This window comes from Mycobacterium sp. GA-1199 (assembly GCF_001500045.1).
Classification (GTDB): domain Bacteria; phylum Actinomycetota; class Actinomycetes; order Mycobacteriales; family Mycobacteriaceae; genus Mycobacterium.
This window is the reverse complement of the sequence record NZ_LQIX01000011.1, coordinates 1-10,046: the sequence shown is the minus strand read 5'-3', so window position 1 is coordinate 10,046 and position 10,046 is coordinate 1. Positions and strand designations below refer to the sequence as shown.

The window sequence follows — 10,046 nt, the reverse complement described above, 5'->3', positions numbered from 1 at the left end:
GACACGCCTACGTCGCCCCTCCACCAAGGGCCATCCCGGTCCTGTCGTGTTCGCTGCTTCGCGTAGCCGTACCCGCCTGACGTGCGCGAACGCGGCTATCCTTCCGCCGCCGCCATCACCCAACCGCTCGCGGCCACACGTTGGTTCCAGAACTGCGCGTACTGGCCGCCGCGCGCCATCAGCTCGGCATGGCTGCCCTGGTCCTCGACCGCGCCGTCGGCGCAGAGCACCACGATGTTGTCGGCGGCAGTGACCGTGGACAGCTTGTGTGCGATCACGATGACGGTGCTGTGTTGCGCCAGCGTCCGGATGGACTCGGCGACGTGATGTTCGTTTTCGGGGTCCAGCGCGCTGGTCGCCTCGTCGAACAGCACGATGGGCGCGTTCTTGACCAGCGCCCGTGCGATCGACACCCGCTGCCGTTCGCCGCCCGAGAGCGCCGAACCGCCTTCACCCACCCGGGTCTGCCAGCCATCGGGCAATCGCTCCACGACCGACAACAGGCCCGCCGTGCGAGCCGCCTCGACGACGGCGGCATCGTCGGCGTCGGGCCGACCGATGCGGATGTTCTCCCACAGCGTGTCGTCGAACAGGTACACGTCCTGGAAGACCAGCGACAATTGCGCCATCAAGTCCGCGGTCAGCTGGTCGCGCACGTCCACGCCGCCCACCCGGACCACGCCGCCGTCGACATCGTAGAAGCGCGCGATCAACCGGGTGATCGTCGACTTACCCGAGCCGGACGGGCCGACCAGCGCGGTCATGGTGCCCGGCTCGGCGACGAAACTCACGTCCGTGAGCACCTTTCGGTCCGAATAGCCGAACGCGACGCGGTCGAGCTCGACTCGTCCGGGCGCCGGAAGCGCACTCGCGGCGGCCGGCTCCGCCAAGGACGGGGTGTCCAGGATTGAGGTGATGCGCCCAAGCTCCGCGGTGGCCAGCCTGACCGCGGACCCGAGTTCAGCCAGCTGCGACAGCGGCGAGGCGAAGCGGGCGGCGAGCCCGAGGATCGCGACGAGCGTGACGGGGTTGATGTCGCCTTGTACCGCGATCCACACACCCGCTGCGATCAGTGCCGAGAAGACCGCCTGCACGGCAACGCCGTTCAGCAGCAGTCCGGTGACCGACTGCCACAACGCGGCGCGTCCGGCGCGATGCTGGGTCTGCAACGCGTCGCGAAGGGGCGTGTAGTCGGCCCCGGTGCGCCCGAAGGCCCGCAGCACGGGCTGGTAGCGCGCGAACTCGATCACCCGGTTGTTGACTTCGATCGCCGCGTCGTGGGTGCGCACCTCGGCGCCCGCGATCAGTCGGGAGGCGAATCGCCCGCACACCACCAGCAGCACACCGCCGACCAGCGCGACGACCCCGATCCGCCAGTCGAAGTAGAACAGACCGACCACCACGGTGAGCGCGCTGACGGTGTTGACCACCAGCGGCGTGACCAGGTTGCCGCCGCTGGTGCCGACGAAAACCGTTCCCTTGACCGCGATTTGGGACACCTTGCCGACCGTCTCGCGGCTGAACCACCCCAGCGGCAGGGTCACCATGTGGTCGCCAAGCCGGTGGTGCAGCAGCCGCATCGTGGTCAGCGCCATGCGGATCGCCAGTTTGGCTTGAACGTAGCTGAGCACCGACGCGACCAGCACGGTGATCGCCATCAAGCCCAGCCAGCGGCCGGTGGCAGCGTAGTCGCCGTCGAACAGCGACACGGTCACCGGCACCAGGAGCAGCATCACCAGGCCGTGCACGATGCCGTAAACGGTCACCACCGACAGGAAGCTGAACATCCGGCCCCGCTGCGGGCCGAGGATCTGCAGAAAGCCCCGGATCATCGGGCCACCTCCCATTCCCGTGCGTGGCCTGCCGTGTAGGACTGCCACATGCGCGCGTACTGCCCGCCCGCGGCGAGCAGTTCGTCATGCTTGCCCTGTTCGACGACGCGTCCTTGATCCAGCACGACCACGTTGTCGGCCGAGACGATCGAGCCCAACCGGTGCGCGATGACCAGCACGGTGCGCCCCGCGATGAGCCGCGACAACGCCTCTTGGATCTGGGCTTCCGAATCGGGGTCGGCGAACGCGGTCGCCTCGTCGAGCACCAGGATCGGGGTGTCGGCCAGTACCGCGCGCGCGATGCTGACGCGCTGAGCCTCGCCGCCGGAGAAGTGGGCGTCCTCGTCGATGACGGAGTCGTACCCCCTTGGCAGCTGCAGGATCCGGTCGTGGATACGGGCGGCCTTGGCCGCCGCGACGACGTCGTCGTCGGTGGCGTCGGCGCGGCCGAGGCGGATGTTGTCGGCGACGCTGATGCCCAGCAGTTGCACGTCCTGCAGAACGAACCCGACGTGCCGGTACAGCTCGGCGGGCGCGATGTCGCGGACGTCGACACCGCCGACGCGCACCGCGCCCGCGGTGACGTCATGGAAGCGCGGCACGAGGGTGGCCAGCGTCGACTTGCCGCTGCCCGACGGTCCGACGAGCGCGGTGATGGTCCCCGCCGGAAGTGTGAGCGAGACGTCGTGCAGCACGGTGTTCTCGCCGTCGTAGGAGAATCGGACGTCCTCGAATCGGATCGAATTGTCCTGCGGTACCGCAGGTTCGCGCGCGACGGGCAGGACGGGTGTGTCCAGGAGGCGCTGCAGGCGCCCGGCGGCGGCCGCGGCCTGGCGTTTGATGTGGGTGGAGTAGCCGACGGTCAGGACGGCCGCCGGGATGGTCACCGCGACCAGCGTCGAGCCCAGCACCTCGATCGGGGTGACCCAGCCGCTGCGGACGAACCAGTATCCGCCGGCCAGGTTGGCCAGCAGCAGAACCGGGGTGTCGATGAAGACCGACGACACCGCCTTGACCCGGACCAGCGGTCCGATCCACCCGGCGAAGCTCTCGTTGAATTCGTCGGCGGCGTCGGCGAAACGCTTGTGCGCCTTGCCGGCCTGGCCGAATGTCTTGACCACCGACACTCCGGCGATGAACTCGACGATGGTGGCGCTGATCCGTTCGACCCCCCGGTCGAGCCGTTCCATCTGCGTTCGGGAGTCGCGCCCCAGCGCGAGGTAGATGCCGATGTAGAACGGCACGGTGGCCATCGCCAGCAGGCCCAGCCGCCAGTCGAGGTAGAAGCAATAGATCAGGCCGAACAGCGGGGTGGCCAACGCACCGGTGTTCTCCACGGCCGAATGAGCGACCAGGAAATGCAGTTCGCCGACGTCGTTCTGGACCGCCTTGTTCACCTCGCCCGACGACTTGCCGCCGAACCAGCCCAGCGGCAACCGGCCCAGCTTGTCGACGATCCGCAGCCGCAACGACCGCTGCAGATCCACGTCCGCGAAATGGGTGATCGTGAGCGCGGCACCGCTGGCCAGCGTGCGCACCAGCAGCGCGACGATCACGATGGCGACGACGGTCCAGAGCCTGGTGGTATCCGGCGGTCCGCCGGCGAGCAGTTCACGGCCGATCTCCACGATGCCGATGAACGGCACGATCGTGGCCGCCGAGGCCAGCAGCTGGTAGCGCTGCGCCCGCGACGAGCGGGCGCGAGTGGGGGCGAGCAGCTGCTGCAGCGCGAGCTTGTCGTAGGTGGCCGCCCGCTTGGCCGCGTCGGCCGCGGTTTCGGGGGGACCCGTCTCGATGGCGGGCGCGGGTTGCACAGCGGTCATGCACCCTCCAGATCTAGCGGTGGGTAAGGATCGCCTAACCCTACCGGGCGCATACGAGTCGGCGGTGGCTACGTAACGTGAAGACGTCGGTTACGAGCTCGCACCTTTCGAAGGGACCGTTCATGGATCTGGCAGGGGTCGGTATCTGGAGTTCGCAGTTGCGATACGGCGATCAGGGTGAAGCGGCCGAGGCCGCCGCGGAGTTGGAGGACCTCGGGTTCACCGCCCTGTGGATTCCCGACGTCGGCGGGCCGGTCCTCGATTCGGTCGAACACCTGCTCTCGGCGACCAAGCGAGTGGTGATCGCCACCGGGATCCTCAACCTCTGGATGCACGAGCCCGCCGAGGTGGCCGCCCGCTACGCGGCACTGACCGAGAGCCACGGCGAGCGCTTCCTGCTGGGGATCGGAGTGAGCCATGCGCCGCTGATCGATTCGAAGGAACCGGGCCTCTACCGCAAGCCGCTGGCCGCAACCCGCAAGTACCTGGACGCGATCGATGCGACCCCGCAACCGGTTCCGGTCGCCAACCGGGTGCTCGCGGCCCTGGGCCCGAAGATGCTCGAACTGGCCGCGACCCGCGCGCGCGGAGCGCACCCCTACCTCGTCACCCCCGACCACACGCGCTACGCCCGCGAGCAGCTGGGCGAGGGCCCGCTGCTGCTGCCCGAGCAGACCGTCCTGCTCACCACCGACCGCGACGAGGCGCGTTCGGTCGGAACCGATTGGCTGCGTTCGTATCTGGCGCTGCCCAACTACCGCAACAACCTGTTGCGGACGGGGTTCACCGAGGAGGATGTCGAGACGGTCAGCGACCGGTTGTTCGACGCGATCATCGCCTCGGGCGACGAACAGACCGTGCTGAGCCGGGTCCAGCAACACCTCGATGCCGGTGCCGACCACGTGTGCGTGCAGGTGCTGACCGCCGACCCGCGGGCGTTCCCGCGCGATCAGTGGCGTCGGTTGTCTGGTGCCCTAGGCTGACGATTCGAGTTCGGACAGCACTTCGACGCTGTCCATCTGCGCGACCTCCAGATAAACCTCGGCGACGGCGTTGAGCCGGTCGCCGTCGGGTTCGCGACCGAGGAGTCGCTCGGCGAGCCTGGCGACGCACCGGGCGGCGAACATGTCGGTGACCAACACCGTCGGGGTGTCCAGCCAGTCGCGCACCCGGGCGATCATCTGCGTGGCCAGCACGGAATCCCCACCGAGGGAGAAGAAGTCGTCGTCCACACCCACGCGGACGTCGTCGTCGACGTCGAGCACATCTTCGACGATCGCCACCAACGCGGACTCCAACGGGGTGGCCGGTGCCCGATACCCCTGTGCGGCGGGCGGTTCCACGTCGGCCAGCAGGCGCGCCACGGCCTTGCGGTCGATCTTGCCGTTGACGGTGAACGGGATACGGTCGGCGACCGCGACGATCTTCGGGATCATGTGGGCGGGAACGAGATCGGTCATGGCCGCGGTGACCGCCCGCGCATCGACCGCGGGATCGTCGGTGCGCACCAGAGCCGCCAGCACATCGCGTTCACCGGGAATGACGGCCGCCACCGCGGCGTCGATTCCGGCGACCCGCTTGAGGGCGGCCTCGACCTCGCCGAGCTCGATGCGGTATCCACTGATCTTGACCCGATGGTCGACACGGCCGACGAATTCCAGTGTCCCGTCGGGAAGGTAGCGAACGAGATCGCCGGTGCGGTACCAGGTTCGGCCCTCGTGCTCGACGAACTTCTCGGCCGTCAGGTCGGGGTGCCGGCGGTAACCGCGCGCTATGCCGCGGCCGGTGAACCACAGTTCGCCGGGGACCCAGTCGGGGCAATCCGACCCGTCGGCGGCCACCACGCGGCAGGCGTTGTTCGGGAAGGGGGTGCCGTAGGGCACCGATGTCCAGTGCGCGGGCAGATCACCGACCTCGCAGATCGTTCCGTGCACCGCGGTCTCGGTCGCGCCGCCCAGACCGGCGGCGCGGACGTCCGGGGCCGAGTTACGCAGGGTCCGAATCAGATCCGGGCGCACCCAGTCGCCACCGAGCAGCACCACCCGCAGGCTGGTCAGCCGGTCGCCGCCGACCTCGAGCAGCATGTCGAGCCATCCGGGCATCCAGTTCAGGAACGTCACGCCGTGCTGCTGGATCAATCGCGCCCAGGTGTCCGGATCGCGGCGCTGATCCTCGTCGACCACCACGACCGCGCCGCCCGCGCGCAGCAGCGCGAATATCTCGAGCACCGACATGTCGGCTTCCAGCGAGGCCAGCGCCAGGCTGCGATCACCCCGGTGCAGGCCGAAATGGTAGGAGACGAATTCGACGGTGTTCATCACCGCGTCGTGAGTGAGCTCCACCCCCTTGGGTTCACCGGTCGAACCCGAGGTGAACAGCACGTAGGCAAGCGAATTCGGGTCGGTCGGGGCGGGCTGCACGTCGGACGTGTCGCGGGTGATCGCGTCGGCGACGGTGATGACCGGCACGCCGGTGTGGTTCGTCCCCGTGTGGTTCGCCCCGGTGCCACCGCACACGAGGACCGCGGCCACCGCACTCGACTCGAGTATCCGCGCGGTGCGCTCGGCGGGCTGGCCCGCGCCGATCGGGAGGTAGGCGGCGCCCGCCGCGAGGATGCCGAGCACGGCGGGGATCTGTTCGGCGCACTTGGGCCCGATCAGCGCGACGAGGTCACCGGGGCGAACGCCGTTGTCGCGCAACGTCGCCGACACACCCAAGGCCCGGTCACGAAGTTCGGTGTAGGTCAGGTCGCCGTCGCGGCTCAACACCGCCGGGGCGTCGGGGTCGGCGAGCGCTCGGTTGAAGAACCCGTCGTGGATCGCCTCGCCGCTCGGCGGCGCCGTGATGCTGTTGACCGCCCGCCGCACGGCTCGCTGCGTCTCGGGCACCGCGGGCGGATCGGGAGCGTCCCACGCGGCGTCGTCGGTCGCGAGCCGGGTCAGCTCGGCGAGGTGGTAGGCGAACATCGCGTCGGCGACACCGGGCCGGAACGCGTCGACGCGCACATCCCAGTTGATCATCAGACCGTCGGCGAGCGGGGTCGCCTGCGCGTCGATGAGCACCTGCGGGCCCTGCGAGATCGTCCACACCGGGGCCCCGAACTGGTCGGTGACCTCGCCGGCGAACAGGTCGCCGAGCCCCAGTGCGCTGGTGTAGACGATCGGCGCCAGCACCTGGCTGCCCCGGTGACGCCCGAGGTCGCGCAACACCGACAGGCCCGAGTATCTCGAATGCCGCGCGGTGTTGTGCAGGGTCTGCTGCACGGCGCGGGCCCGCTGCGCGGGCGTGCGGGTTTCGGTGAGGTCGATGTCGAGCATCAACGACGACGTGAAGCAGCCCACGAGCTTCTCGACGTCGGGATGGAACGGCTCACGTCCGAACATCGGCAGGTTCAGCAGGAACCGCGAACCGCTCGACCAGCGTGCCAGCGCATGGGAATACGACGCAGCGACGGCCATTGCCGGCGTGATGCCACGGCGGTGCGCGGCGGCGAACAAGGCGTCGCGGGTCGGGACGTCGAAGATGTGCCAGAGCCGGACGCTGCGCCGGGGGTCGTTCTGTTCGGCCGGCGGAATCAGCGGCAGCGCCGGCGATTCGGGAAGTTCGGGGATGCGTTCGGCCCACCACCGCACATCCTCGTCGGACGGGCCGGGATCGGACGCGGCCAGCGCGGCGCGGTATTCCCGATAGGTGTATCCCAGCTCGGGTAGATCGCCGCCGCGGTAGAACACCGCGAGGTCGGCCATGAACTTGCGGTAGCTCACCGCGTCGGCGGCATTCATGTCCATATCGACGTGCAGCCGGGTGCGCCCGTCGGGACGCAGCGACAAGCTCAACTCGAGTACGTCGCCGTCGAGGATCTGGTGCGATTTCTCGTGCCGGATGGACTCGAGGCGCTGCTCGGCGGCCGCGGCGTCCAGGTCGCGCAGGTCGTAGACCGTTACGGGCAGGCCGCGCTCCCCGATCCGCTGGGTGCCGTCGGGAAGGATCTCGACCCGCAACATCGGGTGGCGCGCAATGAGTTTGGTTGCCGCGCTCTGCAACCGCTGCGGGTCTACGCCGGCGCCGTCGAACTCGACGTACAGGTGTGCGGCGACCCCGCCGAGTTGCTGATCGTCGTTGCGGCCCAACCACATCGCGTGCTGCATCGGCGCCAACGGGAAGGGGTCGTTCTCGTCGCCGGCCGGCGCGGTGTGCGTCGCCTGCTCGGCTTCGCCGCCACCGGACCGCTGGGCGACCAGCGCCGACCACGCCGCCACGGTCGGGTTCTCCGCGAGGGCGGCGAAGTTGATGTCCATGCCCTGCTTGCGCCACCGGCCCGACAGCGACATCATGCGGATCGAGTCGAGTCCGGAGGCGATCAGGTCGGCGTTCGGGTCGACCTCGTCGGGACTCACCCCGAGGAGCTCGGCGACCTCCTCGCGGACGGTGCGATCGGTCGTTCGCTCGGTCCCCTGCCCGGTCAGCGAACCAGTCTCACCCACACCCACGACGCGTCCTCCGGATTAGTACAGGCTGCCCTAACTAACGCGGGGCACGCTACCTTATATTCGACGCACCGAACACACCTACCCCAAGGGGTCGCATCCTTTATGAGCACCGGTTTCGAGCAGCGCCCAACAGCAGGACAGCCCCTTGGGGGCGGCGGGCTCGGCGACCTCGGAACGGGTTTCGTACCCTTCCCCGCAGACCGCGCCGACAAGTACCGCCGCGCGGGTTACTGGACCGACGAACCACTCGAGTCGATCCTGACCGGTGCGGCCGCTGCGTGGCCCGACCGGACCGCGGTGATCGACAACCAGGTCAGCTACACGTTCGCCGAACTCGATGCCCGCGCCGAGCGGATCGCGGCGGCGCTGGCCGATCGCGGCATCGCTCCCGGCGACCGCATGCTTCTACAGCTCCCGAACACCTGCGAATTCGCCGTGGCCCTGTTCGGTGTGCTGCGGGCGGGCGTCGTCCCCGTGATGTGCCTGCCGGGACACAGGTCGGCGGAGCTGAATCATTTCGCCGCGGTCAGCGGCGCGGTGGGCCTGATCGTGCCCGATTCGGTCGGCGGCTTCGACTACCGCGAACTCGCCGACGAACTCGCCGGCAACAATCCGGCGCTGCAGCACGTGTTCGTCCACGGAGACGCGGGACGGTTCCAATCCTGGTCCGTGCTGGCCGATTTCGATGGTCCACCGGCAGAGCGGGCGCCGTTCGATCCCGATGCGCCCGCCCTTCTTCTGGTGTCGGGGGGTACCACGGGTCTGCCGAAGCTCATCGCCCGGACCCACAACGACTACCTCTACACCGCGAGGGCGAGCGCCCAGGAGTGCCACCTCACCGGCGACGACGTCTATCTCGTGGTGTTGCCCGCCGGACACAATTTCCCGCTGGCGTGCCCGGGACTGCTCGGGTCGATGACCGTCGGCGCGACATCGGTATTCACCACCGACGCGAGCCCGGAGGCCGCGTTCGCGCTGATCGACCGGCACAATGTCACGGTCACCGCGCTGGTCAACGCGCTGGCCAAGGTGTGGACCCAGGCCTGCGAGTGGGAGCCCGTGTTGCCGACGGGGCTGCGGCTCGTGCAGGTCGGCGGTTCCCGGATGACACCGCAGGAGGCCGAGTACATCCTGTCCGGCCTCACGCCGGGGCTGCAGCAGATCTTCGGCATGGCCGAGGGCATGCTGAACTTCACCCGGCCCGGCGATCCCGTCGACGTCGTGGTCAACACCCAGGGCAGGCCGATGTCGGCGCACGACGAGATGCGCGTCGTCGACGAGTCCGGCGCGGAGGTGGCGCCCGGCGAGGAGGGCGAGCTGCTGGTACGGGGCCCCTACACACTCAACGGCTACTACCGCGCCGAGGAGGCCAACGCCCGTTCGTTCACCCCGGACGGCTTCTACCGCAGCGGTGACCGTGTACGCATCTTCGCCGACGGTCCGCGCGCCGGCTACGTCGAGGTGACCGGCCGCATCAAGGACGTCATCCACCGCGGGGGTGAGACGGTGTCGGCGTCGGACCTCGAAGAGCATCTGTTCGCCCACCCGGCGGTCTACACCGCGGCGGCGGTGGCGCTGCCCGATGAGTTCCTCGGCGAAAAGATCTGTGCCGCCGTTGTGTTCAAGGGCGCGCCGATCACCCTGGCCGAGCTCAACCAGTTCCTCGACGAACGTGGTGTGTCGGCGCACTGCAGGCCCGACGTGCTGGCGCCGCTGCCCATGCTGCCCAAGACCGCGGTCGGCAAGGTCGACAAGAAGAAGGTCGTCACGCAGTTGACGTCCTGAACTCACCGCCGAAACTGAACCTCTGCGGCAAACGTCGGCCTTCGGTTCAGGGGGTCGATGCAACAGCACTCGTTTTGATTGAGGAGTGTTGTTGTGCCGCTTCCACCTCTTGCCTT

5 protein-coding genes are annotated in these 10,046 nt (G+C 68.8%); 2 read left to right on the top strand and 3 right to left on the bottom strand.

The genetic code is table 11. The features are described 5' to 3' along the window. Positions 1–95: 95 nt before the first annotated feature. Positions 96–1,832: an ABC transporter ATP-binding protein gene (locus tag AU198_RS08555; RefSeq protein WP_064347709.1), complete on the bottom strand. Its 1,737-nt coding sequence runs from the start codon at positions 1,830–1,832 to the stop codon at positions 96–98. Beyond that, positions 1,829–3,655 (bottom strand): ABC transporter ATP-binding protein, encoded by a 1,827-nt coding sequence (locus AU198_RS08550; RefSeq protein ID WP_064347575.1) that lies wholly within the window; start codon positions 3,653–3,655, stop codon positions 1,829–1,831. The genes AU198_RS08555 and AU198_RS08550 overlap by 4 nt, the downstream gene beginning before the upstream one ends. A 122-nt stretch (positions 3,656–3,777) precedes the next feature. On the opposite strand from AU198_RS08550, the gene AU198_RS08545 reads away from it, so the two are divergent. Continuing rightward, complete coding sequence (locus tag AU198_RS08545; RefSeq protein ID WP_064347574.1) at positions 3,778–4,638, top strand: LLM class F420-dependent oxidoreductase; 861 nt, start codon at positions 3,778–3,780, stop codon at positions 4,636–4,638. Here AU198_RS08545 and AU198_RS08540 read toward each other — a convergent pair. Continuing rightward, the gene (locus AU198_RS08540; protein ID WP_082690930.1) at positions 4,630–8,145 is read right to left on the bottom strand and encodes a non-ribosomal peptide synthetase; all 3,516 of its coding nucleotides are present in this window, start codon (positions 8,143–8,145) and stop codon (positions 4,630–4,632) included. The genes AU198_RS08545 and AU198_RS08540 overlap by 9 nt on opposite strands. A gap of 102 nt (positions 8,146–8,247) precedes the next feature. Here AU198_RS08540 and AU198_RS08535 point away from each other — a divergent pair, with 102 nt between their 5' ends. Further along, positions 8,248–9,930, top strand: coding sequence for a (2,3-dihydroxybenzoyl)adenylate synthase (locus tag AU198_RS08535; RefSeq protein ID WP_064347571.1), 1,683 nt, complete (start codon positions 8,248–8,250; stop codon positions 9,928–9,930). Positions 9,931–10,046: the final 116 nt, after the last annotated feature.